Origin of the sequence: Rhodopila sp., assembly GCF_035548235.1 — a bacterium.
Classification (GTDB): domain Bacteria; phylum Pseudomonadota; class Alphaproteobacteria; order Acetobacterales; family Acetobacteraceae; genus Rhodopila.
The window spans coordinates 1-23,343 of record NZ_DASZTJ010000097.1; the positions used below are offsets into that span (position 1 = coordinate 1).

At 66.9% G+C, this 23,343-nt stretch carries 23 protein-coding genes; 5 read left to right on the plus strand and 18 right to left on the minus strand.

Annotated elements, in window-relative coordinates; translation table 11 throughout:
- Nucleotides 1–164: 164 nt before the first annotated feature.
- Nucleotides 165–488: a hypothetical protein gene (locus VHB27_RS07790; protein WP_325598935.1), complete on the minus strand. Its 324-nt coding sequence runs from the start codon at nt 486–488 to the stop codon at nt 165–167.
- Entirely contained in the window at nt 488–1,417 is a 930-nt protein-coding gene (locus tag VHB27_RS07795) for a fumarylacetoacetate hydrolase family protein (protein ID WP_325598937.1), read from the minus strand. The genes VHB27_RS07790 and VHB27_RS07795 overlap by 1 nt, the downstream gene beginning before the upstream one ends.
- A 140-nt stretch (nt 1,418–1,557) precedes the next feature.
- Between VHB27_RS07795 and VHB27_RS07800 the strand changes: the two genes are divergently transcribed.
- Together VHB27_RS07800 and VHB27_RS07805 are read left to right on the plus strand one after the other, a co-directional pair.
- Nucleotides 1,558–2,340, plus strand: a complete 783-nt coding sequence (locus VHB27_RS07800) for an enoyl-CoA hydratase (RefSeq protein WP_325598939.1) — start codon at nt 1,558–1,560, stop codon at nt 2,338–2,340.
- A gap of 15 nt (nt 2,341–2,355) precedes the next feature.
- Nucleotides 2,356–3,405: a TIGR03617 family F420-dependent LLM class oxidoreductase gene (locus tag VHB27_RS07805; RefSeq protein ID WP_325598941.1), complete on the plus strand. Its 1,050-nt coding sequence runs from the start codon at nt 2,356–2,358 to the stop codon at nt 3,403–3,405.
- Between the two features lie 13 nt (nt 3,406–3,418).
- Here VHB27_RS07805 and VHB27_RS07810 read toward each other — a convergent pair whose 3' ends face one another.
- The gene (locus tag VHB27_RS07810) at nt 3,419–4,237 is read right to left on the minus strand and encodes an amidohydrolase family protein (RefSeq protein ID WP_325598943.1); all 819 of its coding nucleotides are present in this window, start codon (nt 4,235–4,237) and stop codon (nt 3,419–3,421) included.
- A gap of 86 nt (nt 4,238–4,323) precedes the next feature.
- Between VHB27_RS07810 and surE the strand changes: the two genes are divergently transcribed.
- Nucleotides 4,324–5,097, plus strand: coding sequence for a 5'/3'-nucleotidase SurE (surE, locus tag VHB27_RS07815; protein ID WP_325598945.1), 774 nt, complete (start codon nt 4,324–4,326; stop codon nt 5,095–5,097).
- Between the two features lie 10 nt (nt 5,098–5,107).
- On the opposite strand, the gene VHB27_RS07820 is transcribed toward surE, so the two are convergent.
- From VHB27_RS07820 to VHB27_RS07835, 4 genes are read right to left on the minus strand one after another with little or no spacing between them, the layout of a single operon-like run.
- Nucleotides 5,108–5,869 carry an SDR family NAD(P)-dependent oxidoreductase gene (locus tag VHB27_RS07820; protein WP_325598947.1) on the minus strand — a complete coding sequence of 254 codons (762 nt, stop codon included), beginning with the start codon at nt 5,867–5,869 and terminating at the stop codon, nt 5,108–5,110.
- 27 nt (nt 5,870–5,896) lie between these two features.
- Nucleotides 5,897–6,937, minus strand: a complete 1,041-nt coding sequence (locus VHB27_RS07825; RefSeq protein WP_325598949.1) for an LLM class F420-dependent oxidoreductase — start codon at nt 6,935–6,937, stop codon at nt 5,897–5,899.
- Nucleotides 6,934–8,277 (minus strand): LLM class flavin-dependent oxidoreductase, encoded by a 1,344-nt coding sequence (locus VHB27_RS07830; RefSeq protein WP_325598951.1) that lies wholly within the window; start codon nt 8,275–8,277, stop codon nt 6,934–6,936. The genes VHB27_RS07825 and VHB27_RS07830 overlap by 4 nt, the downstream gene beginning before the upstream one ends.
- Nucleotides 8,277–9,146 (minus strand): TauD/TfdA dioxygenase family protein, encoded by an 870-nt coding sequence (locus VHB27_RS07835; RefSeq protein WP_325598953.1) that lies wholly within the window; start codon nt 9,144–9,146, stop codon nt 8,277–8,279. Before VHB27_RS07835 ends, VHB27_RS07830 begins: the two co-directional genes overlap by 1 nt.
- 183 nt (nt 9,147–9,329) lie before the next feature.
- Between VHB27_RS07835 and VHB27_RS07840 the strand changes: the two genes are divergently transcribed.
- Complete coding sequence (locus VHB27_RS07840) at nt 9,330–10,487, plus strand: lactonase family protein (protein WP_325598955.1); 1,158 nt, start codon at nt 9,330–9,332, stop codon at nt 10,485–10,487.
- A 6-nt stretch (nt 10,488–10,493) separates the two neighbouring features.
- Here the strand turns inward: VHB27_RS07840 and VHB27_RS07845 are convergent, their stop codons facing one another.
- The 5 genes from VHB27_RS07845 to VHB27_RS07865 form a co-directional block, all read right to left on the minus strand.
- Nucleotides 10,494–11,474, minus strand: coding sequence for an isopenicillin N synthase family dioxygenase (locus VHB27_RS07845; protein ID WP_325598957.1), 981 nt, complete (start codon nt 11,472–11,474; stop codon nt 10,494–10,496).
- A 111-nt stretch (nt 11,475–11,585) separates the two neighbouring features.
- On the minus strand, nt 11,586–12,641 hold the full coding sequence (locus VHB27_RS07850) for an ABC transporter substrate-binding protein (protein ID WP_325598959.1): 1,056 nt from the start codon (nt 12,639–12,641) through the stop codon (nt 11,586–11,588).
- 5 nt (nt 12,642–12,646) lie between these two features.
- Nucleotides 12,647–13,945 carry an LVIVD repeat-containing protein gene (locus VHB27_RS07855; protein WP_325598961.1) on the minus strand — a complete coding sequence of 433 codons (1,299 nt, stop codon included), beginning with the start codon at nt 13,943–13,945 and terminating at the stop codon, nt 12,647–12,649.
- A gap of 11 nt (nt 13,946–13,956) precedes the next feature.
- Nucleotides 13,957–14,733: an ABC transporter permease gene (locus tag VHB27_RS07860; RefSeq protein ID WP_325598963.1), complete on the minus strand. Its 777-nt coding sequence runs from the start codon at nt 14,731–14,733 to the stop codon at nt 13,957–13,959.
- Entirely contained in the window at nt 14,730–15,479 is a 750-nt protein-coding gene (locus VHB27_RS07865) for an ABC transporter ATP-binding protein (RefSeq protein ID WP_325598965.1), read from the minus strand. The genes VHB27_RS07860 and VHB27_RS07865 overlap by 4 nt, the downstream gene beginning before the upstream one ends.
- A gap of 303 nt (nt 15,480–15,782) precedes the next feature.
- Between VHB27_RS07865 and fliF the strand changes: the two genes are divergently transcribed.
- Entirely contained in the window at nt 15,783–17,444 is a 1,662-nt protein-coding gene (gene fliF, locus VHB27_RS07870) for a flagellar basal-body MS-ring/collar protein FliF (protein WP_325598967.1), read from the plus strand.
- 28 nt (nt 17,445–17,472) lie between these two features.
- On the opposite strand, the gene hypE is transcribed toward fliF, so the two are convergent.
- Genes hypE through VHB27_RS07900 form a run of 6 tightly spaced genes read right to left on the minus strand, consistent with a single transcriptional unit; the run spans nt 17,473 to nt 23,319 of the window.
- Complete coding sequence (gene hypE / locus VHB27_RS07875; protein WP_325598969.1) at nt 17,473–18,516, minus strand: hydrogenase expression/formation protein HypE; 1,044 nt, start codon at nt 18,514–18,516, stop codon at nt 17,473–17,475.
- Nucleotides 18,513–19,652, minus strand: coding sequence for a hydrogenase formation protein HypD (gene hypD, locus VHB27_RS07880; protein WP_413788619.1), 1,140 nt, complete (start codon nt 19,650–19,652; stop codon nt 18,513–18,515). The genes hypE and hypD overlap by 4 nt, the downstream gene beginning before the upstream one ends.
- Nucleotides 19,643–19,891, minus strand: a complete 249-nt coding sequence (locus VHB27_RS07885; protein WP_325598971.1) for a HypC/HybG/HupF family hydrogenase formation chaperone — start codon at nt 19,889–19,891, stop codon at nt 19,643–19,645. The genes hypD and VHB27_RS07885 overlap by 10 nt, the downstream gene beginning before the upstream one ends.
- Entirely contained in the window at nt 19,864–22,164 is a 2,301-nt protein-coding gene (gene hypF / locus VHB27_RS07890) for a carbamoyltransferase HypF (RefSeq protein WP_325598973.1), read from the minus strand. Before hypF ends, VHB27_RS07885 begins: the two co-directional genes overlap by 28 nt.
- Nucleotides 22,151–22,990: a hydrogenase nickel incorporation protein HypB gene (gene hypB / locus VHB27_RS07895; RefSeq protein WP_325598975.1), complete on the minus strand. Its 840-nt coding sequence runs from the start codon at nt 22,988–22,990 to the stop codon at nt 22,151–22,153. The genes hypF and hypB overlap by 14 nt, the downstream gene beginning before the upstream one ends.
- Nucleotides 22,990–23,319 carry a hydrogenase maturation nickel metallochaperone HypA gene (locus VHB27_RS07900; RefSeq protein ID WP_325598977.1) on the minus strand — a complete coding sequence of 110 codons (330 nt, stop codon included), beginning with the start codon at nt 23,317–23,319 and terminating at the stop codon, nt 22,990–22,992. Before VHB27_RS07900 ends, hypB begins: the two co-directional genes overlap by 1 nt.
- Nucleotides 23,320–23,343: the final 24 nt, after the last annotated feature.

The following is a 23,343-nucleotide window of genomic DNA, read 5'->3' on the forward strand; positions in this document are numbered from 1 at the left end:
GCGCTGGGCCGGGATGAACCACGGGTTCTTCAACCTGCCGGGGCTCGTGGCGAAAGCGGACCAGGCGGTGGACGAGACGTGCGGGTGGGTGCGGGAGGTATTGGCGCGCTGATGCCCGCCCTCGGTCATGACGGGGGTGCAATGGCGAAGCGGCGAAAGTCCCTTTATCCCGGCGCGGCCTGACGCTCTTCCACCAGGTTCAGCACCTCCCGCGTGCGCGTCACCTTCTCCCCCCAGCACCGGTCGAACGCGGCAACCAGCGCGGCGATCTCCGGCCCCGTGGTCGCGCGCGCGGCGTCTTCCAGCGTGTCGAAGCGGTAGAAGGCGCAGTGTACCGCAGGCTCCGTCTGGCTCCAGGCCCGCCATGCGGTGCGCACGCCGAACGCGGCCATCGCGTCCGGCAGATGTTCCTTGTGATACCAATCGTCGAACGCCAGCCTGTCCCGCAGGCTGGCCAGCGTCGCCCTGACCACCAGCAGCGCCGGCATCAGGCCGGCCTCGCGTATTTGCCGGTAAGCTGGTGCGTCGGCCCTTCCTGCCCGGCCTTCTGCCGGTCGAGCCGCGTCTCCCGCGACCAGGTGCGCTTCAGGTCGTCGCGCACGCTGAAATAGAGCCGGCCCAGGCCCTCGGTCTCCAACTCCACGACGTCGCCGTCCATGAAGCTGGAGAGGCCGCGATGGTTGGTGCCGGTGGCGAGGATATCGCCAGGCTCCAGCGTATGGATCGACGTGACCCATTCGATGCAGCGGGCGATCGGATGCGCCATGTCGTCGGTGTTGAAGGATTGCTTCAGGTCCTTGTTGACCCACAGCTTGATCGACAATTTCTGCGGATCGGCGATCTCGTCCTTGGTGACCAGGTACGGGCCGATCGGCGCGAAGGTATCGCGTGATTTCATCTGAAAGAACACGTTGCCGGGCGGCGGCAGGCCGCGGGCGGAGCCGTCGACGAAGTTGACGTAGCCGAACACGTGGTCCATCGCCTCGGCCGCCGGGACGCGGGCGGCGCGCTTGCCGATGACGACGGCCACCTCGGCCTCGCCCTCGAAGATCGTCGCCGGCACGTCGGGCAGCACCATCGTGTCGCCCGGCCCGATGATCGCGTTGGCCGCCTTGTGGAAGGCGTTGAGCGGCGCGGGCTTCTCCAGCGTCCCGTCCTCCATGTAGTTCACCGCCATGCAGACGATGTTGCCGGGCCGCGGCAGGGGCGGGCGGATGCGCACGTCGGCGATCGGCACGCCATAGCCCTGGACGGCGTCCTTCAGCCGGTCCTTGTAGGCGTCGAAACGGGCGATCAGGCCGTTGATCAGGTCGCCGGGCCCGACATGGGGGATGTCCTTCACCACCGCCGACACGTCGATGATGGAATCTTCCTTCACGACGCCAAGTTTGAAGTCGTCGAAAAATGCCAGTCTCATGACGGTCGCTCCCTGCCTTGATACTTGTCCGCAACCGTAGAGCATTCCGCCTCTCCGGGGAACGCCATCCTTAGATACCGCCTGGGGCGCGTATTGCGCCGCCGGGCCGTCCGGGCCTATCTCGAAGGCAGGAGGAACCCATGCCCGACCTGCTCGAGACCGTCGACGACGGCATTGCCACGCTGACCCTGAACCGGCCGGAGGCATTGAACGCCCTGTCGGACGAAATCCGCTTCGGCCTGGTGGACGCGCTGACGCGCCTGGGTGCCGATCCCGAGGTCGGCTGCATCGTCATCACCGGCTCCGGCCGCGGCTTCTGCGCCGGCGGCGACGTGAAATCGATGGGCGAGCGCAATGCCCGCGGCTTCGAGGCCAGGATGGCCGGCATCCAGCAATCCGGCCGCGTGCCGGCGCTGATGCACCGCACGCCGAAGCCGATCATCGGCATGATCAACGGCGTCGCGGTCGGCGCGGGCCTGGGCCTGGCGACCGCCTGCGACATCCGCATCGCCGGCCGCTCCGCCAAGTTCGGCGCCGCCTTCATCAAGATCGGCCTGTCCGGCGACTGGGGCACCACCTATGGCCTGACGCGGCTGGTCGGCACCGCGAAGGCGCGGGAAATGTTCTTCACCGGCGACATGATCGGCGCCGACGAGGCCTTCCGCCTGGGGCTGGTGAACCAGGTCGTGGAGGACGCCGAACTGCTGGAAGCCACCCTGGTGATGGCGCGCAAGATCGCCGCGATGCCGCGCGTCACCCTGGGCTATACCAAGAAGAACCTGGAATTCGCCGAGACCGCAGAGTTCCAGGCGCTGGTCGACCTGGAAGCCTTCCACCAGGCGCGCTGCAGCCAGACCGAGGACCACAAGGAGGCGATCGCCGCCTTCAAGGAAAAGCGCAAGCCCGTGTTCCAGGGCCGCTGAGGGGACGTTGAACCGATGAAGGTCCTCAATACGCTGCCGCAGGCCGACCTGCGGACCACCGCCGCCGCCGCCATCGCCGCCGAACAGGCCGGCTATGACGGCGTGCTGACGATGGAGAACAAGCACGACCCGTTCCTGGCGCATGCCATCGCCGCGGTGAACACCGACCGGATCGAGTTGGGCACCTCGGTCGCCATCGCCTTTCCGCGCAGCCCGATGGTCGTCGCCAATGCAAGCTGGGACCTGCAGAACGCCAGCCGCGGGCGGTTCGTGCTGGGCATCGGTCCGCAGATCAAGCCGCATAACGAACGCCGCTTCAGCGTCCCCTGGTCCGCGCCGGCCCCGCGCCTGCGCGAATACGTGCAGGCCCTGCGCGCCATCTGGACCACGTGGGAGACCGGAGAGAAACTCGATTTCCGCGGCGAGCACTACACGTTCACGCTGATGCCGCCGTATTTCATGCCGCCCTCGATGCACCGGAAGATGGTGCCGATCACCCTGGCGGGCGTCGGCGAGCACACGCTGCGCCTGGCCGGAGAGGTGGGTGACGGCATCCGCCTGCACGGCTTCTGCACACGTCGTTACATGGAAGAGATGATCATGCCGCGCCTGAGCGAAGGCATGGCCCGCACCGGCCGGATGCGCGCGCACCTCGAGGTCACCGGCGGCGGCTTCGTCGCGACCGGCAAGGATCCGGACGCCGTCGCCAAGGCGTTCGAGGCCGTGCGCAACCGCATCGGCTTCTATGGCTCGACGCCTGCCTATTGGGGCGTGTTCGAGCTGCACGGCTATGGCGACCTGGGCCGCGAGCTGAATGCGATGTCCAAGGCCGGCCAGTGGAACGAGATGCCGAAACGCATCCCGGACGAGCTGGTTCACCTGTTCGCCGCCGTCGGCACGCACAAGGAACTGCCCGGCCGCATCGCCGAACGCTTCGGCGGGCTGAGCGACGCGATCAACCTGCGGCCGGACTCCACGACCGAAACCGACCCGGTACCCCCCGACGTGATCCAGGAGATCCGGCGGATCGCCACGCCGTTCCAGGGGTATCGGACGGCCTGGTAGCCGGACGCAGCGGCTACCCCGCCGGGCGCTGCCACCCCAGCCAGTCGATCACGCCCTGACCCATCACCCGTTCCAGGTCGCGGCCCTTCAGCCAGGGCAGTTCCTCGGTGAACATCGTCACGCATTGCCGATAGCTGCACGGCATGCGGGTGATGTCCGTCCCCCAGAAGAACCGGTCCGGCCCGAACGCGTCGTAAATCCGCTGCAACCCGTCATGCAGGTCCCGAAACGGATACCCCTGCATCGAGTAGCTCGGTGCCCCCGTCGCCTTGATCGCCACGTTGGGGAACTTCGCCAAGGCCAGAAGCTCGTCCAGGTTGGCGAAGGCGTCCCGTCCCTTGGCGGTCCAGACCAGGCCCAGGTGGTCGACGATCAGCTTCAGGTTCGGATGCGCCTCCGCCACCGTCCGCCATTGCGGCAGGAAGCGCCAGGCGAGGCTGGCGATCGGCAACCCGGCCTTCTCCGCCGCCGGCCACAGCCAATCCAGCGTGCCGTCGTACGGGAAGTCCTTCTGCTCCGGCCGCGTGAACGACCAGCGCAGGCCCAGCATGCCGGGACGCTGCCGCCAGGTGTCGATCCGCGACCGCTGCGCCGGGTCGTTCACCGGGAACCAGCCCAACGTGCAGAACTTCGACGGATGCGCCGTGACCGCTGCGTCGGCCATCTCGTTCGAGCCCAGGTCCCAGCTTGGCGGATGCAGCACCGCGCCGTCGACGCCGGCTTCCTTCATCTCCGCGAGCAGTTCGTCCGCCGTATAAACCGAGGTCTGGCGGTGGTGGCTGCTGGGCGTGCCGCTGCCCCAGATATGCACCTGCGCGTCGATGATCTGCATGACGTTTCCTTTTCCCTGCCGTCCTCGATCTTGCCCCCGGTCCGCCAACCGGGTCAAAACGGTCGGGACAGGAAGGGATACGCGCCGTGCTGAACCGAGTGATGCTGACCAACGATGACGGGATCGACGCCCCCGGCATGCGGGTGATGGAGGAAATCGCCGCCCAGATCGCCACGGAAGTCTGGGTCGTCGCACCGGAACACGACCAGTCGGGCCAGTCGCACGCGATCAGCCTGCACCACCCGCTGCGCATCTTCGAGCGCGGCCCGCGCCGTTTCGGCGTCACCGGCACGCCCGGCGACTGCGCCGCCATGGGCCTGTGCCACATCATGACCGACACGCCGCCCGACCTGGTGCTGTCGGGCGTCAACCGCGGCCTGAACCTGGGGATGGAGACCGTGTTCTCCGGCACCGTCGGCGGCGCGATGACGGCGATGATGCTGGGCGTGCCCGCGCTGGCGCTCAGCCAGGCCTTCACCCGCCGCGATGCCGTGCCCTGGGACACCGCTCGGAGCCTCGCGCCGGAGGTGATCCGCAAGCTGCTGGCGATCGGCTGGGGCAAGCAGGCGGTGCTGAACATCAATTTCCCGCCGCTGCCTGCCGCGGAGGTTGGACCGGTCACCCTGGCGCGCCAGGGAGAGGGCATGGTCGCCGGCATGCACGTCGAAACCCGCGTCGATCCGCGCGGCATGACCTATCACTGGCTGAACTTCATGCGCGGCGACCGGCAGCAGGGGCCGGAAAGCGATTACTCCGCGATGCGCGCCGGCAAGATCGTGGTGACGCCGCTGCGCTACGACCGGACGGACGACGAGGCCTATGCCGGGCTGACGCCGCATCTGCCGCGGTTTGAGGGGTAGGCGGACCGCTTCAGCCCGACAGCCCGCCCGTCACATCGATCGTCAGTCCGGTCACGAAGTCGGCGTCCGAGGACGCGAGGAAGCAGATCACTTTCGCCTGGTCCGCGGCCACCGCCACCCGGCGCAGCGGCGTGGCGCCGATCTGCGCCGCCTGCGATTCGGGCGAGCGCTGGTTCCAGTGCGGCGTGATCCGTTCCGTCAGCGTCAGGCTGGGCGCGATCGCGTTGACGGTCACGCCGAAGGGACCAAGCTCGAAGGACAGCTTGCGGGTCAGGGCGATGATGCCGCCCTTGGCGGTGGCATAGGCGGACCCCGACGCGACGCTCATGCCGCGGCCGGCGATGGAGGCGAGATTGACGATCTTGCCGAATTTCTGCTGTTTCATGATCGGCACGACCGCGTGGGTGAACAGGAACGTGCCGTCGAGGTTGAAGCGGATGATCTTCTGCCAGTCGTCCAGCGAGTGCTCCTCGACGGTCGCGGACGGCTTCGGAATGATGGTGCTGCCGCCGACGGCGTTGACCAGGATGTCGATGCGGCCGAACTCCTTGACCACACCCGCAACGACCGGGTCCACCTGGGATTGGTCCAGCGCATCGCACAGCCGGCCATGCGCGGATGGACCCAGCGCCTTCAGCGCCGCTTCCAGACGTTCCGGGTGGTTATCGACACAGACCACCGTCCCGCCCTCGCGGGCCATGATGTCGGCCGTGGCCTTGCCGATCCCGTTCGCCGCCGCCGTGATCAGGGCGATCTTGCCGGTGAACCGCATGGTTTCCTCCCTTGGTTTATGGATTCATTATGCGTTCAGGCGGGCGGCCTCCGCCATCACGTCGATCGCCGCCGGTTGGCGGGAGCGGACGGTCAACGCGGTCGCGCCTGATGCCTCCCAGGCGCGGAAGCGCTGCTTGATGCGCGCGGGCGGACCGACGAGGGACTTCATGTCGACCCATTCGTCGGGGACCGCTGCCTCGGCTTCTTCTTTCCGGTGCGCGAGGTAGAGTTCCTGGATGCGGTCGGCCGCATCGGAAAAGCCGCGACGGATCATTTGTTCCTTGTGAAAGTTCTTGTCGCGGTGCCCCATCCCGCCGACGTACAGCGCCACTTCGGGCTTCAGGCGCGCGAGGGTCGCCTTGACGTCGTCCGCGACCTCCACATGGACCGAGGCCTGGATTTCGAAATCGCCCAGGCCTTTCCCATTCCCCGCTCGGCGGAACCCTTCCTCCAGCCAGGGGCCGTATTCCGCCATGCAGCCTGGAACGAAGCCCATCGGCAGCCAGCCGTCGGCGATCTCCGCCGTCAGCTTCACGGTGCTTTCGCTGCCGGTGGCGAGGTAGATCGGGATCGAGGGGTTCATGTGCAGGATGGATTTCAAGGGCTTGCCCACGCCGGCCTCGCCGGGACCGTGATAGGGCAGGCTGATTTCGCGACCGTCATGGGTCACCGGCTCCTGCCGTGCGAAGATCTTGCGCATGATGGCGACGTAGTCTTTCAGCCGGTAATAGGGGCGACCCCAGGGTTGGCCGTACCAACCCTCGACGATCTGAGGGCCGGACACGCCGAGGCCGGCGATGAACCGCCCGCCGCCCGCCAGCGCGTCGATCGTCCCGGCGCACATCGCGGCGTTGGCCGGGGTCCGCGCGGCGAGCTGCATGATGCCCGTGCCTAGGCGGATGCGCTTCGTCACTGCCGCCAGATACGCCAGCGGCGTGATCGCGTCGGAGCCATAGGCTTCGGCGGACCAGACGGAGTCGTAACCAAGTTCCTCGGCGCGCTGGACCAGCGCGACCGGCAGGTCCATGCGGGCCTTGGAGTAGCCGATCGAAAGTCCCAGCCTCATGCGAGGCGTCCTTTCGGAATCGGCAGGCCCAGGTTCTCCCGCAGCGTCGCTCCGGTGTAATCCTTGTGGTACAGCCCTCGCCGTTGCAGTTCCGGCACGACGTATTTCACGAAGTCCAGATACGTCCCCGGCACATGCGTCGCCGCCACCACGAAGCCGTCGCAGACGCCGGTGGAGAACCATTCCTCCAGCCCGTCGGCTATTTCTTTCGGTCCGCCAACGAACGGCTTGTTGGGCCGAGCGCGGTGGGAGTATTTGACGAAGTCGCGAGGCGTGGGGTTGCGGATGCCGCTGGCGCGCAGGACGCGGTCGCGCATGGACTGGGTGCCGGAGATCCCTTCCAACTCCGCGTCCGTGAACGGTTCGTCCAGGCCTTTGCTGGCGAAATCGAAGTTCATGGCTTCCGACAGTAGCGACAATGCGTCCTCATCGGTCGCCAGCGTGTCGATCAGCGCCATCTTGTCCTCGGCTTCGGACTTCGTTTCCGCTGCGACGACATAGGCCGCCGGGGTGATCGACATATGCGACGGATCGCGGCCCAGGCGTTCGGCTTCGTCCTTCAGTTCCCGGTACACCTGGCGGCCGTGGTCCAGGCTGGTTGGGGTCGAAACGAACACCAGTTCGCCCCAGCGCGAGCAGAACCGCTTGCCGCGCCCGCTCTGCCCGGCCTGGATGACGACCGGATGCCCCTGCGGGGAGCGTGGCACCGTGAAGGGGCCGCGCGACTTGAACCACGTGCCCTTGTGGTCCAGGCGGCGCACCTTGTCGGGATCGGCGAACACGCCGGTTTGGCGATCGTGCAGGACCGCGCCGTCGTCCCAGGAGTTCCAGTGGCCGAGGACGACCTCCATGAACTCGTCGGCGCGATCGTAGCGCGTGTCGTGCTCCAGGTGCTCGTCTTTCCCCATGTTCAGGGCTTCGCCGTCGTTCATCGAGGTCACGACGTTCCACGCGGCCCGGCCGTCGGTCATCAGGTCCAGCGTGGCGAAGGTGCGGGCGACGTCGAAGGGTTCGTAATAGGTCGTCGACCGCGTGGCGCCGAGGCCGAGCCGCTTCGTCGCCATGCCCATGACGGTGACGACGGTCAGCGGGTCCATCTTCACGCAGCGGATGCCGTGCTCCACCGTGTGGCGGTGGTCGTTGCCATAGCGGTCCGGCATCGCCAGGCGATCGTCGAAGAAGCCGACATGGAACTTGCCTTCTTCCAGCACGCGCCCGATCGTCTGGTAGTAATCGGCCGAGGTCGAATCGGACCGCGATTCCGGATGCCGCCAGGAGCTGACGAGGTTCGTGCAGTTCTGCGCCTGCAGGAACCCGACCATCACCATCTGACGCGGCATCAGAACGGCTCGTCGCCGGCGACCGTCACCCGGTGCATCATGCGCGTGCCCGGCGGATAATCGTTGATCGCGAAGTGCATCGTGCAACGATTGTCCCAGAACGCGAGCGATCCTGCCTCCCACCGGAAGCGGCAGGTGAAATCCGGCCGCTGCGAATGGTTGTAGAGGTAACTGATCAGAGGTTCGCTCTCTTCCTCGGTCATGTTCTCCAGGTAGTGTACATGGCCGCCGATATAGAGCGACTTGCGTCCCGTCTCGGGGTGCGTCCGCACCAGCGGATGCGGGGAGCGGCGCATCTCGGCGGGTGCTTCCAGCGTGGTATAGCCCGAGACCGTCGCCGCGTTCACCGCTGCCCTGGTCTGGCCGTTCTTCTTCTTGTCGCCCACGGCGATGCCGCGGATCGTGCCGATCAATGCCTTCATCCCGTCGGACAAAGTTTCATATGCAAGGTACTGGTTGGAGAACAGGGTGTCCCCTCCGGCGTCGGGTGCCGTTTTGCACCACAGCATGGTGCCCATGGCCGGACGCGGCGCGAACATCTGGTCGGTGTGCCAGTCGCCGCCGAAATTCCGCGTGTCCCCTGCCTTCTTCGCCAGTTCCAGCACGTCAGGATAGCCCGGCATGCCGGCGATATAAGGGTGCCGGTGGATCTCACCCCAGTTGCGCGCGAAGGCCAGCAGCCGGTCCGGCGTCATGTCCTGATCGCGGAAGAAGATCACCAGGTTCTCCAGCAGCGCCTGGCGGACTTCGGCCAGGACCTCCGGCGGCAGCGGTTCGGCGAGGTTCACGCCATGCACCTCGGCGCCCAGCGCACCGGCGATCTTGCGGGTCTCGATATAGCGGTAAGGCGCGTTCGACAGGCCGTCCATCGTCGATCCTCCGTTTGTTCTTGTGGGGATGTTCGCGCATCGGACGCGCGATGCCAAGGGCCGCGCCCAGGGGCCCGCCAAGGGGGGCGCCAAGGGGGCCCCAGGGGCCACAAGGTTGCGCGCCCGCGGCCTCCGCATTAGCGTCGCGGCTGCAACGACATAAAGACACAGGGAGACGATCCAATGACCATGCGCGTAGCCCTTGGGCTGACGGCCTGCCTGATCCTGGCCGCACCGGCGCTGGCGAGTCCCAGTGACATCCTGATCGGCCTGGATGAGAAGGTCACGTACGACGCGAACGGTTCGGTGAACGGACCGCCCGGCAAGGATGCAGTGCTGGTCGTCAGCGTCGCGAATCCCACCAAGCCGCATATCCGGGGATCGCTGCCATTGATGAACTCGCTGCTTGGCCCGCCGACCAACCTTCAGATCACGCCTGACGGAAAGCTGGGACTGGTGGCGAACTCGATCGTCATGAACCAGGACGGCAGTGCATGGAAGACCGCGCCGGACGACAAGCTGTTCGTCATCGACCTGACTGCCAACCCGCCAGTGCTGAAAGATACGATCACCGTCGGCCGGCAGCCATCCGGCCTTGCGATCGCCCATGACGGCAAGCTGGCGCTGATCGCCAACCGGGCAGGGAAGAGCGTTTCGGTCCTTTCGATCGACAACGGCGTGGTGAAGGCCGTTGGCGAGGTGCCGATGGAGCAGGAAGCGTCCGCCGTCGTCATCACGCCCGACGGCAAGCGGGCCTTCGTCTGCCTGAACACCGTGAACAAGATCGGCGTGCTGTCGATCGACGGGACCAAGGTGACCTATGACAAGTCCCTGGATATCCCGTCGGCGTTCAATCCTTACAACATCGATATCACGCCGGACGGCAAATACGTCGTCGCCTCCAACACCGGCGCCATGAAGAACAACCATGATGCCGAGGTGGTCATCGAAGCCGCCGGCCCGCATCCGCATGTCGTGGACGTCATGAGCCCCGGCGTCGGGCCGGAAGGTTTCGCGATCGCGCCCAACGGCAAATGGGCCGCGACGCCGCTGATCGAGGGATCGGGCGCAAAACCGACCGACTGGTTCAAGACGGCGACGGGGGAACTGGCGGTGATGTCGATCGGTGCAGGCGGCAAGCTGACCGTCACCGGCAAGGCGAAGCTCGGTGCCCTTCCCGAGGGGATCGCGTTCAGCCCGAACAGCGAGTATATTTACGTTGGCAACTATATCGGCAAGGACCTGCAGGTCTTCCGCGTGAACAACGGCAAGCCGGTGCAGGTCGGCCCCACCATCCCGCTTCCCGGCCAACCCGCCTCCATGCGCGGTCCCGCTCGGTAGTCGCGATCAGGCGGAGGCCTCGGCTGGCTTCCGCCGGTGATCAAAATTCGTCAGGTTCAGCTTGCGTCGGTGGTCCGCGTAGAGCAGCGGTTCGTATTTGGACGGCGCCACCGCCGAAACCGTGGTCGGGACAGGCCGGATGACGGCGTCCAGGCTGGGGCCGTAGAAGAACGGAATGGCATGCCGCAGCGTGCCGTTGTCATTGATGACCCGATGCGGCGTGGGCGTGTAGCGGTCGTTGCTGTATCGGGCCATCATCTCGCCGGTATTGACCACGAACGTGCCGGGGATGGAGGGGGGACGGATCCACTCGCCCTCCCGGGTGCGGACCTCCAGCCCCGGCAGCGCCGATTGCGCCAGCAGCGTCAGGAAGCTGGTGTCGATGTGCGGCGCGAAGCCGAACTGGTTGTCTTCGGCGCTGTCATGCGCGGGATAGCGGATCAGCCGCAGGGTGATCGTCGGTTCCCGGAAGTCCCGCGCGAAGAAATCGGCCTGTAGTCCCAGGGAAGTCGCGATGACGGACACCATCTGGGCGGCGAGTGGCCGCATGGCGTCGAAATACGCGGTGGTGCGGGCCTTGAAGGACGGCATGTCCACGGGCCAGCGGTTCAGTCCGAACAGCGGATCGCCGGCCACGATGCGCGGGTCGTCAGGCGACAGGTCCGTAACGATATAGAAGCTCTCGCTAAGGTTCGGCTTGGTGTTGTTGTTGATCTTGGAGGTGCGGATGATCTGCGCGCCGTACGGCAGATAGCCGATGTTCAGGTCGCCCACCTTCAATGCCAGTTTCCGTTCGTCGGGCAGATCGAAGAAATCCGAGGCCGCGGCGAAGGCGCCGTCGATCAGGCGCTGGTCTATGCCGTGATTGGTGATGACCAGGAATCCTGTATCGGCGCATGTGGCGGCGACGGCCTGCGCCAGACGCTGCCGAGCGCCGGGTTCTCCGGCCAGCGTGGGGCCGACGTCCAGGACGGGGATACGGTCCATTCAGGGGCTCCGCCAGTGGTGGCGGAACTGTAGCACGCGTGGTCGTGGCGGCAATATCGGCCCCGCCCCGCCGCAAGCCCCGCCGCAAGCCTCCCTGGCCACCGGTATCGCTCAAGGCTTATAGGCCTTCGCCGCCGCCTCTACCTTCTTCGCATCGAAGCTGGCGTTGATGTCGTCGACCAGGTCGTTGGTGACGACTTCATCGGCGGGGACTTTCTGCGGCACGATCTTCCACTTCACCAGGAAGTCGATGTAGTTGTTGAAGTTGGCCATGTTGCTTTCGCCCCATTTGGTCACGCCGCCCGAGGCCAGATCCCAATGCGCCATGCGCGCCCGCAGCACCTTGGTATCGTCGCGGACGGCGGTTTCCTCATCCTTTCCGGTCGGTTTCGTCTGCGGATAGACTTCGTACAGGATGCGGATCGCCGCTTCGGGATTGGCCATGGCGAAGATTTCGCCCATCGCGAAGCCGCGGGCGACGGCGATCGCATCCTGTCGGCGGTCCTTCAGCGTGGACTCCAGCGCGAAAAACCCGTTGCCCGGATAGGCCGCCATCTTGCCCAGCGGCAACATCCGCAGCTTCTGCCCGGCATTTTCCACCATCGCGTACTGCGTATCGAACTGCGAGAGCGCGTCCACCTGCTTGGATCGCAGCAGCGCCGCGGTCTGCGCGCCTTCGCCCGCTACCACGATGCGCGCCTGGGTCGTCGGGTCGATCCCGGCCTCCGACAACTGGGACCTGGCAACGATGACGCCGGCAGAGGCCATCGAGGTGACGCCGATGGTCTTGCCCTTCAGGTCGGCGAAATCCTTGATCGGGCTGTCGGCCGGCACGGCGATGCCGTAGCCGAAGCTTTGATACGCCGTATAGAAGACCTTCGCCTTCACGCCCTGGGGATGAATGATCAGCACCGGCTCGATCGACGGCACGCTGAACGGCAGGTCGCCGGTCGCGACCTCCTTCACGCAATCGGTGGAGCCGGGCAGGGGCGTGACGATGACCTTCACCCCGCGTTCCGCGTACCAGCCCATTTTCTGGGCCACGGCATAGGGCGCGGCGGCGGCGCTGATCGTGCTGGCGCACCAGCCCACCCGGATGGTCGTTTCAGCCCGAGCCAGGGACGTACCCGCCAGGATCAGGGCGGCAAGCAGGAAGCCAAAGCGCATGGAATTCACTCCAACGGAACGGAACCGGTGTAACGGATGATATCGAGACCGCCGGTCAGGCGGTCGTTGGCATAGATCAGGCCGTTTTCATCCACGTAGACGTCGTTGATCTGGATGCTGTGCGTGGCGTTGCCCTTCGGGGGCGCGTCGACGAGGTAGCCGATCTCCACCGGCGCATGCGGATCGGCGATCGAATACGCCCTGACGCCGCCGGCGAAGAACGAGCCGACGACGGTCTTCGTCAATTGGCGTGCCGTCGGATCGGGGCGGTTCTGCGCGATATTGTGCGCGCCGAACCGCCCGCCTTCCTTGCACAGCGTGTCGAAATCCTTCGGCGGCGGCAGCGCGGCCAGCACCACCGGATGGGTTTCGTTGGAAATGTCCCAGACCCAATCACGCTTGGGCCAGTCCTTGCAGTTGTTCTCGACGGCTTCCTCGGTCTGGATCGCCAGGCCGCGAGACGGGATCGGCAGCACGGTGTGCGCGAAGCCGACATCCAGCGACTGCCAGGACCGATGCGCGACCAGCTTGGGATGCGCCTTGTCGCTGATATCCAGGATCACCCATCCGCCGTCGATCCAACCCACATAGGCCCTGTCGCCCGACACGATCGGCGTGTGCATCCGGATTCCCGAATCGATCGAAACCCTGGGCGGCGACGGCGCCTTGTCGCCGACCCGCGTGCCCGGCAGCCACCAGCGTCCGACCTCGTGCGGATGCCTGGGATCGGACATGTCGACGATCATGAAGAACTGGTCGTCGAGTTGGTTCCGCGGCGTGAAGTCCTTCGCGCCGGTGGACAGGTAGGCATAATGCCCGTCGACGAACCAAAGATAGTGCACGCCGCGGGAGTGCGGGCCGGAGGTGTCGAAATACGCCTCCTGCTTCGGATGCGCCGGATCGGCGATGTCGAACACCAGCATTCCGGCGCCCTTCTGGCCCGGCTTGTCGGTCTGCTGCGCGACGGCCAGCGTATTGCCGGCATAGCCCAGGCTGTTGCAGCGGACCTGCGGCACCAGCGTGCGGATTTGCGTGATGACGACCGGATTTTCCGGTTTCGTCACGTCCACGATGCTGACGCACATCGGGCCCGATTCATGCGCCAGGAACAGCACGCGCCGGCCGTCGGGGTATTGCTTCAGCGCCAGCCCCTCGCCGCCCTTGCCGGCGCCGTTCAGGTCGCTGTGGCCGATGATCTGCATGTTGCTCGACGATTGCACCGCCGGGATCGGGTCCGCCCTGACCACCGGCGGCGATGCCGTCAGGCACGCCAGCGCCAGGCCGATGGCAAGAATCCGTTTCATGACGCCTCCGCCTATAGTTTTTCCGCCTGGACCGCCGCCTGGCGGCTTGACGTATCCCAGAACAGCACCCGCTTGCGCACCAGCGCCACCGCCGTGTTCAGCAGCAGCCCGATCACCGACAGGATCAGCAGGATGGAGAACTGGCCCGCGACGTCCATGGTGAAGTTCATGCTCTGGATCAGCATCCCCAGGCCGGCCTGCGCGCCGACGAACTCGCCCACGATGGCGCCGATCAGGGCGAAGATCATCGCGATCTCCAGCCCCGCGAAGATATAAGGCAGCGCGTTCGGCACCCGCAGCATCGCGAAGATCTGCAAGGGCGACGCGGCCAGGGAGCGCATCAGCGCGACCCGGTCCTCGTCGGCGGACCGCAGGCCGACGATCGTGTTGATCATCAGCGGAAAGAAACAGACCAGCGCCGCGTTGACGACTTTCGAGGTCATGCCGAGGCCGAACCAGATGATGATCAGCGGCGCCAGCGCCACTTTCGGCATCGCCTGGAACATCACGATGATCGGATAGACGAAGTAGTCGAACCGCCGCGACAATGCGACGCAGGTACCCAGCAGCAATCCGCCAAGACTGCCGACGATGAATCCCAGGGCGGTCTCGCTCAGCGTGACGCCGATATGTTCTTCGTAGAGGCCTGTGGCGATGCCGCGATACAGCGCGGCGAAGATCGCGGTGGGTGCCGGCAGCAGGAAAGCCGGGATGTTGCCCAGCCTGACCACCGCTTCCCACACCGCCAACAGCAGCAGGATGAACAGGGGACGCAGCAGGACTTTCATTCGATGCCTCCCGAGGCGTTGAGGCCTGTGCGGATTCGTTTCACGTAAGCGCCGAACTCCGGCGTGTTCATCACCTCCAGCCCGCGGGGGCGGGGCAGGTCGATCACCAGCTCATCGGCGATGCGGCCGGGACGCGGCGTCATCACCAGCACCCGGTCGGCGAGGAACACGGCTTCGCCGATCGAATGCGTGATGAACAGCACGGTCTTGCGGCGTTCCATCCAGATACGCTGCAGTTCCTGGTTCATCTGCTCCCGCGTCATCGCGTCCAGGGCGCCGAAGGGCTCATCCATCAGCAGCAGCGCCGGGTCGTGGATCAGCGCGCGCACCAGGGCGACGCGCTGCTGCATGCCGCCGGACAGTTGCCAGGGATACCGGTGCTCGAACCCGTCCAGACCCACCAGCCGCAGCAGGTCCATCGCGGTCGCCCGCAGCTTGTCCCGTCCCAGGCGCTGGACGTCGACCGGCAGAAGGGCATTGCCCAGGACGGTGCGCCATGGAAACAGCACCGGCGACTGGAACACCACGCCGATATCCCGACGCGGTCCGGTGATCGGGGTGCCGTGCAGCGACGCCTCGCCCTCGGATTGGGGCAGCAACCCCGCGAGAATCCGCAGCAGCGTGGACTTGCCGCAGCCGGAGGGGCCGACGACGACGACCAGTTCCCCTTCGCGGATCGAGAATTCGATCTCGCTCAAGGCGACGACGCCGGCAAAACGTTTGGTCAGGCGTCGGACGGCGATCATCTCGCCGCTTCTGACTGGTGTCGTGGCTCCATCCACTCGGCATTCCCTCCCGAATTTGTCTTTTGCTTGATGCGGACCGCGGAAACGATCCGATTGCAGGATTTTCACAAAGCAAGCCCGAGACTGTGCCGGGACGCAAGAGCATACTGATCGCCCGGGATTGGGCTGACCGCCGCTCGGAACCCATCCGGGACCTCGATCGTTCGGTGCCTGAACGTATGCGGGTGGGGGAGGTCGGGTTAACCAATCCGAAAGATTTAGGCGGTATCGAGGTCGCGGACCCATTCCTCGTGACCGGACCGCATGCAAGGCTTACTCGAAACCATCCGCAAACTCGGCATGGTACGCGTCGCGGTCATCGTGGCGCTGACGTTGGGCACCCTCGGTAGCCTGGCGGTGCTGGAACTCTGGGGCGGGGCGGCGCCGCGCATGGCCGTGCTCGCCACCAATCTCGACCCGCAGGACAGCCAGGACCTTCTGCGGGCGCTCGACAGCGCGCGCCTGAACTACCGGTTCGATCCGCAGACACGCCAGGTCCTGGTCGCGGAGGCCGACCTCGACGCCGCCCGTGCCCTGCGGCCCGGCGGCGGCGGTCCGGCGGCAAGTCTGGGCGGGACCGGACCCGGCTACGAGATCTTCGATGACAACGGCATGCTGCTGACGGATTTCGAGCAGCAGATCCGGCTGACCCGAGCGCTGGAAGGCGAGCTGAGTCGGACGATCACGTCGGTGCGGGGAATCCAGCGCGCCCGCGTGCATATCGTGTTGCCGCACCGCCAGCCGTTCGAACGGCAGAAGACCGAGGCGCAGGCGAGCGTGATGCTGACGCTGGCCGGCCACGGCACGCTGTCGAACGAGGCCGTGCGCTCCGTCGTCGACCTGATCGCCGCCGCGGTTCCGGGCCTCAGTCCCAACGCCATCACCGTCGTCGATTCGAACCTGCATCTTCTCGCCCGGGCCGGCAGCGACGACGAGCTGAAGAACAGCGGCGCTCGGGCAGACGACCTGCGTCAGCGGATGGAGACGCGGCTGTCCCAGGCGGTGGAGCTGATGCTGGAACGCAGCCTGGGCGTCGGGCATGTGCATGTCGAGGCGTCGGTGGCGCTGAATTTCGACAAGGTCAGCGAAAAGCAGGAGCGTTTCGACCCCGACAGCTCCGCCGTGCGCAGCACGCAGGCGGTGACGACCAACAACAAGACCACCGATAAAGTCCCCGGCGTGTCGGTGCAGAACAACTTGCCGAACGCCGATTCCGGCGCGACCGCCACCGGTTCGCAGGAAGCCAGGCAGGAAGAGACGACGAACTACGAGATCACCCGCGACGTGCGGGAGATCGTGCACGACCAGCCGCATATCGATCGCATCAGCCTCGCCGTCCTGGTCGACGGCATGGATACCGTGGACGCCTCGGGCAAGCGCGTGTTCCAGCCGCGCCCGCAGGCGGAGCTGGACCAGATCAGCCGGCTGGTGAAAAGCGCGGTCGGGTTCGACGAAAAGCGCGGCGACCGATTGGAACTGGCGAGCATGCCGTTCGCCACTACGATGGACGTGCCGGACCCGCCGGCGACGCCGGCGAAGCCTGTCCCTGTCCTGCGGAATGCGGAGTTGACCAGTTTCATCCAACTCGTCGTGTTCGGCACGATCGGGCTGATCACGATCGTGCTGACGGCGCGGTCCATCTTCAGCCACCTGGCCGAACCGCCCCGGTCCTTCATTGTCAAGGGTATGGAGCCCGCCCTGGCCGGGCCTGACGCCAGCATGGCGCTGACCGGCGCCCCGATGGGCTCATCCGATGAGGGCCGGCAGATGCTGCTGGAGGCGTCGGGCGCGTGGGAGGACCCGATCGAACAGGTCTACAACTCTCCGATCGCGCAGAGGGTGCGGGAACTGATCGACAAGGATCCCGCGCTGGCGGCGCGCGTGCTGGAGAAGATGATCGAGGAAGAGGGCGACGAGGAGGACTGAGACCCGGCGCGGCGCGTCGATGCCGGCGTCAGCAGATGCGCGGAAGCTGCTCGCCGGACAGCCAGTCGACCATCCGGCCGCCGCCGAACGCGGTGGTCATCTGGACGAAGCTGTGGTCGTCCTCGATCGCCTCGCCGATGATCGAAGCGTCGCGGCCAAGCGGGTGCGCGCGCATCGCCGCGAGCACCGGTCCCACCGCTTGCGGCGACACGACGGCGACCAGCTTGCCTTCGTTCGCCACATGGAGAGGATCGAGCCCAAGCAGCTCGCAGGCGCCGGCGACCTCCGGCTTCACAGGCACGGCTTCCTCGGAGAGGCGGAAGCCGATCCGCGCCTGATGGGCAAGCTCGTTCAATGTTGCGGCGAGACCCCCGCGGGTCGGATCGCGCATGACGCGCAGGCCTTCGCGGCCCGCGTCGACCATCGCGGCGGCGAGGTCGTGGAGCGGGGCCGAGTCCGAAACGAGATCCGTCTCGAATGAGAGGTTCTGCCGTTTCGACATGATCGCGACGCCATGGTCGCCAATCGTGCCCGACAGGATCACCCGATCGCCAGGCCGCGCCTTTTCGGCGGAGAGATCGAGCCCGGCCGGCAGGACGCCGACGCCCGTCGTGGTGATGAAGACACCGTCGGCCTTGCCGCGCTCAACCACTTTGGTGTCGCCGGTCACGACCGGCACGCCGGCGCCGCGCGCGGCCGCACCCATGCTGTCCGCGATGCGCTTCAGGTCGGCGAGCGGGAAACCTTCCTCGATGATGAAGCTCGCTGAGAGATAGAGCGGCCGAGCGCCGCCCACGGCGACGTCGTTGATCGTGCCATGGACCGCGAGCGAGCCGATATCGCCGCCCGGAAAGAACAGCGGCGAGACCACATAGGCATCGGTCGTCATCACCATGCGGCCCGCGGCGACCTCGAAGGCTGCCTGGTCGTTGCCGCGGCGCAGCCAGGGATTGTCGAGCGCGGCATGGAAGATATCGGCGATAAGCTGCGCCATCGCGCGGCCGCCCGAACCGTGCGACAGATCGATGCGGCCGTTGCGGAGGTCGAGACCGCGATGGGTTCGGACGCTCATGCGACCCTCCGGGCGAGATCGCGGAACCGGCCATAGGTCCAATGTGCGGCGCAGGCGCCTTCCGAGGACACCATGCAGGCCCCCATCGGCGTGTCGGGCGTGCAGGCGGTGCCGAACAGCTTGCAGTCGGCCGGCCGCTTCTCGCCCCGCAGGATCTCGCCGCATTCGCAGGCGGGATTGTCCCGGCCGGTGATGCCCTGAAGGGCGAAGCGCCGCTCGGCGTCGAAGGCCGCATAGGCCGGCTTCAGCCGCAATCCGCTGCGGGGGATCTCACCAAGGCCGCGCCACTCGAAGCTGTCGCGCGGCTCGAAGACTTCGGCGATCTCGGCTTGCGCGATGCGGTTGCCCGTGCGCGTCACCGCGCGGACATACTGGTTCTCGACCTCGCAGCGGCCTTCGTTGAGCTGGCGGATGAGCATGAGGATCGCCTGCATGACGTCGACCGGCTCAAACCCGGTCACCACGACCGGCTTGCCAAACGTCCTGGCCGCGAAATCGTAAGGTTCGGTGCCGATGACGGTGCTGACATGCGAGGGGCCGATGAAGCCGTCGACGCGCATCCCGCCGGCCTCGCCCGGGCTTTCCAGGATGGCCCGGATCGCCGACGGGGTCAGGACGTGATTGCAGAAGACGCTGAAATTCGCGAGCCCGCGCGCCGCGGCCCGCCGGATCGCGAGCGCGGTCGGCGGCGTGGTGGTCTCGAAGCCGATCGCGAAGAACACGACCTCACGCGACGGCTCCGCCTCCGCGATGCGGAGCGCGTCGAGCGTGGAGTAGACCATCCGGATGTCGGCGCCGGCGGCCTTGGCCTTGAGCAGGGACGCGCCGCGCGAGCCGGGCACGCGCATGAGGTCGCCATAGGTGCACAGCGTCACGTCCGGCCGGCGGGCGAGTTGGATCGCCATGTCGATGCGTCCGACCGGCAGTACGCAGACCGGGCAGCCGGGACCGTGGATCATGCGCACGTTGGCCGGCAAGAGGTCGGCGATGCCGAAACGCGAGATCGCATGGGTGTGCCCGCCGCAGAACTCCATGAAGCGGTAGGCGCGTTCGGGGTGGACCGCTTCGGCAATCTGCGCGGCGAAGACGCCGGCAAGGCGGCCGTCGCGATATTCGTCGATGTATTTCACGGACATGCCTCCGCTGCCTCCGACGGCGGGATCACGCCGCCCTCCTGCATCAGCGCCAGCGTACGTTCGGCCTCCTCGGGATCGATGCGCGCGAGCGCATAGCCGACATGGACGATGACGTAATCGCCAACCTGGACCTCCTCGACGAGCGCCACGGAGATGTCCATCGCGACGCCGCTCAGCGTCACCCGCGCCATGCCGTCGGGCAGGAGCGCGTTCACGCGCACGGGTATGGCGAGGCACATGAGCTGTCCTTTCCTGCAAGCCGCATCCGCGCAACATGCGCTTGGCCGAGTGACAAACCGCCGTCGTTGGCCGGCACCGCGCGCGGCAGGAGGGGAACCAGGCCGCGTGCCCGCAGCGCGCCGGCAAGCCCCTCGGCCAGCACGCGGTTCATGAAGCAGCCGCCGCCGAACGCGACTTGGGTCAATCCGAACCGCGACGCGGCCGCGGCGGTCCAGGCCGCCAGGCCTGCGATCAACGTGCCGTGGAACAGGTCCGCCCCGGCGGATGGATCATGTCGCAGGGACGGGAGGACCGCCAGGAGCGGCCGGAAATCCAGCACGTCGCCCTCGACCCGAAAGCCGCCGGGCAGCGCCTCGGGGTTGTCGGCCAGAGCCTCCAGCTCGATCGCGGCCTGCCCCTCATAATCCACGCGGGTGCGCAGCCCGAGCAGCGCCGCAGCGGCATCGAAAAGGCGACCCGCGCTCGTGGTCGTCGGAGCATTGGCCAATGTGGGCGGCAGGCGAGGGGCGAGCGGGACATCGGGAAACAGCCGGGCCGCCTCTTCGATCCGGCCGAGCGCGGCCAGGGCGGCGATCCCCATGCGCCAGGGCTGCCGGGTGGCGCGGTCCCCGCCCGGCAGCGCCAGCGGCAGGAGATGGCCGAGGCGGCGCCATCGCGATCCGTCAAGGCATATGAGTTCGCCGCCCCAGGCGCCGCCATCGTCGCCCGCGCCATGGCCGTCGAGCGCCAGACCCAGCACGGGACCGCGCACGCCATGTTCGGCGGCAACGGCGGCGATATGGGCGGCATGATGCTGGACGGCGATGACGGGCAGGCCGCTTGCTTCCGCGAAGCGCGTCGAATGGAAGTCGGGATGCAGGTCGCAGGCGACCGCCTCGGGCCTGACATCCAGGATGTCGATGAAATGGCGGACCGTTTCCTGGTGGAAGCGAATGGTCGCGGCGTTGTCGAGATCGCCGACATGCTGCGACACGAAGGCCTCGCGGCCGCGCGTGACGGTGATGGTCGCCTTCAGATGGGCGCCGACGGCGAGCGTGGCGGGCCCGTCTTCGCCAAGGTCGATCGGCGCGGGCACGAAGCCGCGCGAGCGGCGGAGATAGGCCGGTGCGCCGTCGATCACCGCCATCACGGAATCATCGGCGCGGGTGACGATCGGACGATCATGGGTAACGATGAGATCGGCGATGCCGTCAAGGCGGACCGCTGCATCGTCATCGTCGATCACGAGCGGCTCGCCACCCGGATTGGCGGAGGTGGCGACGAGCGCGAAAGGCTGCGGCCGGCGCTGCCACCCCGGATCGGCCGGATGTCCGGCAAGGGCGTGGAAGAGCAGGTGGTGGACAGGTGCGTAGGGCAGCATCACCCCGATGCGGGTCAGTCCCGGTGCGACCGAAGGCGCGAGCGCCTGCCGCCCGCGCATCAGCACGATCGGCCGCTCGCCGGCGGAAAGCAGGGCGTACTCGTCATCCGCAGGCGCCGCGATCGAATCGACCGAAGCATCGTTTGCGACCATCACCGCGAAGGGTTTTTCCTCGCGCGCCTTGCGCCGCCGCAGCTCGGCCACGGCGGCTTCGTTGAAGGCGTCGCAGATCAGGTGGAAGCCGCCGATGCCTTTCAGGGCGACGATGCGGCCCGTCTTCACGGCGGCGGCGACGGCCTCGATGGGGTGGCTGAGACGCGGGCCGCAGACAGGGCAGGCGATCGTCTCGGCATGGAAGCGGCGGCTGGAGACGGCGGCGTAGTCCCGCGCACAGGCCTCGCAGAGGGGGAAGCCGGCCATGGCGGTCTGCGCCCGGTCGTACGGCAGGCGCCGGGTGATGCTGAAGCGCGGTCCGCAATGCGTGCAGGTGACGAAAGGATAGAGATGAAACCGGCTCGTCGGGTCGAAAAGCTCCTCGAGGCAGGCGTCGCAGGTCGCGGCGTCGGGGATCACCCGCGTGCGCGCCGCGCCCGACAGGCTCTCACGAATCGCGAACCCCCGGCTGCCTTTGGCCGGCAGCGTCGACAGGTCGAGCGTGTCGATCCGCGCCAGCGGCGGACGCCTGTGCTTCAACGCCGTGACGAAGGCGTCGAGCTTGCGGCCTTCGACCTCGACGAGGACGCCATCGCCGTCATTCAGCACGAATCCGGAAAGATCATGTGCCGTCGCGAGGTGGTAGACGAACGGGCGGAAGCCCACGCCCTGGACGGCGCCGCGGACGCGGATCCGCAGCCGGCTTGGGGTAAGTGCCGGCGGCCGCGCGATCGCCGGAGGGGCTTCAGCCGATCGCATGGCTCGCATCCTGGCGCACGCCGCGGGCGCGTGTCTCGATCCAATCGTAGAAGCCCGGCATGCCTTCGCCGGTCCGGGCGGAAACGGTCAGGATGTCCAGCTTGGGATTGATCCGGCGCGCGTGGTCGATGCAGGCTTCGACGTCGAAATCGACATAGGGCAGCAGGTCCGCCTTGTTGAGCAGCATCAGATCGGCCTGTGCGAACATGTCGGGATATTTGAGCGGCTTGTCCTCGCCTTCCGTGACCGACAGCACGACGATCTTGTGGGCCTCGCCGAGATCGAAGGCGGCCGGGCAGACCAGGTTGCCGACATTCTCGATGAAAAGCAGGCCGCCCGCCGACAGCGAAAGCCTGTCGAGGGCGTGGCCGACCATGTGCGCGTCGAGGTGGCAGCCCTTCCCGGTGTTGATCTGCACGGCCGGAGCACCGGTCGCGCGGATGCGGTCGGCATCGTTCGAAGTCTGCTGGTCGCCTTCGATCACTGCGATCCCGAAGCGTGGCCGCAGGTCGGTGATCGCGCGCACGAGCAGCGACGTCTTGCCGGAGCCGGGGCTGGAGACGAAGTTCAGCGCGAACTGGCCCGCGGCAAGCAGCCGCGCCCTGTTGGCCTGCGCATGGGCGTCGTTCTTGGAAAGGATGTCCCGCTCCAGCCGGATGATGCGTTCCTGGCTCGTCCCAGGCTGATGGGCGGCGGCCGGGGAGCCGAAATGGATCGACCCGTCGTCGTCATGCCAGTGGTCATGATGGGCATGGTCGCCGTGGTGATGGTGCGAGGCCCGGTTCGGGTCCTCGGCGGTCGTGCCGCAGCCGCAGATCGTGCACATCACTCCACCTCCAGTTCCACCAGCCGCAGCTCGTCGCCCGCTGTCATTTCGACATGGGACCCGCAGGCCGGACACGGGTCGTATCGCTGAGCGATGGGGACCGAGCGGCGGCACGCGGGGCACCAGCCGGTGCCAGGGACGGTCTCGATGTCGAGTTCGGCCCCTTCCCCCACCGTGCCTTTTGCCACCACATCGAAGCAGAACAGCAGCGCCTCGGGCTCGACATGGCCGAGGGCGCCGAGCTGCACGCGAATCCGGCTGGCACGGCGAAAGCGCCCCTTGCGGGCTTCGTCGGCGATCAGGTCCACCAGGCTTTCGGCGATCGACATCTCGTGCATCGCTTCCCTGCCGCC